Below are 1,413 nucleotides of genomic sequence, written 5' to 3'. Positions count from 1 at the left end.
AGTTGAGTCCCCGATAGTGGTGTAGCGCGGTGGCCCTGTGATCGTCCCGGACAAGGACGCGGCCACCGTGTGATCCTTCGAGTGAACCTCTCACAGCACTCTCGAACGGAGTCATCACGATGACCGCTCCTCACATTGTCGACCCTTCCGGCCTGCTCGGTGAAGCCCTGGCCGAGGCGTCCCCGGATCTGATGCGCAGCCTGCTCCAGGACGTGATCAACACCCTGCTCTCCGCGGACGCGGACGCTGTTGCCGGCGCGGAGTACGGCCGGCCCAGCGCTGGTCGTTCTGCGCAGCGCAACGGCTACCGCCACCGCGACCTCGACACCCGCGTCGGCACGATCGACGTCGCCGTCCCCAAGCTCCGCACCGGCACCTACTTCCCCGAGTGGCTGCTCGAGCGGCGCAAGCGCGCCGAGTCAGCCCTGATCACGGTCGTCGCGGACTGCTATCTCGCCGGTGTCTCCACGCGCCGGATGGATAAGCTCGTGAAGACCCTGGGCATCAACAGTCTTTCGAAGTCGCAGGTCAGCAGGATGGCGGAGTCGTTGGACGAGCACGTCGAGCAGTTCCGCCACCGGCCCCTGGACGAGGCCGGGCCGTTCACGTTCGTCTCCGCCGACGCCCTGACCATGAAAGTGCGTGAGGGCGGCCGGGTCATTAACGCCGTCGTCCTGCTCGCCACCGGCGTCAACGGCGACGGGCACCGCGAGGTGCTCGGCATGCGGGTCGCGACCAGCGAGACCGGAGCAGCGTGGAATGGCTTCTTCGCGGACCTCGTCGCTCGCGGCCTCGCCGGGGTGCGCCTGGTGACCTCCGATGCGCATACGGGACTGGTGGAGGCGATCGCTGCGCATCTTCCCGGGGCGGCCTGGCAGCGGTGCCGCACCCACTACGCCGCGAACCTCATGGCCGTGACGCCGAAGAGCATGTGGCCGGCGGTGAAGGCGATGCTGCACAGCGTCTATGACCAGCCCGATGCAGCAGCGGTGAACGCCCAGTTCGACCGGCTCCTGGACTACGTCAGCGAGAAGCTCCCGGCCGTGGCCGATCACCTCGATGCCGCCCGCGCGGATCTGCTCGCGTTCACGGCGTTCCCGAAGGATGTGTGGGTGCAGATCTGGTCGAACAATCCCACCGAGCGTTTGAACAAGGAGATCCGTCGCCGCACCGATTCCGTCGGCATCTTCCCCACCCGCGAGGCGATCGTCCGCCTCGTCGGCGCGGTCCTGGCCGAACAGACCGACGAGTGGGCCGAAGGACGCCGCTACCTCGGACTGGACGTCCTGGCCCGCTGCCGCCTCAACCTCGTCCCCGACACCAACACCGAGGAGGTCACCACAAGCTCCCTACCCGCCCTGACCGCCTGACCCCTCAGCGAAGGATCGCTACACCACTTCCAGGGACTTGACC

The 1,413-nt window shown here is 67.5% G+C and carries 1 protein-coding gene; it reads left to right on the top strand.

The features are described 5' to 3' along the window. Positions 1–119 precede the first annotated feature (119 nt). Positions 120–1,370, top strand: coding sequence for an IS256 family transposase (locus tag DS079_RS16960; protein ID WP_126988920.1), 1,251 nt, complete (start codon positions 120–122; stop codon positions 1,368–1,370). Positions 1,371–1,413: the final 43 nt, after the last annotated feature.

The organism is Brachybacterium paraconglomeratum, assembly GCF_003994255.1.
GTDB lineage: Bacteria > Actinomycetota > Actinomycetes > Actinomycetales > Dermabacteraceae > Brachybacterium > Brachybacterium conglomeratum.
The sequence above is the reverse complement of the archived record's forward strand: the minus strand, read 5'-3'. Positions and strand labels throughout refer to the sequence as shown.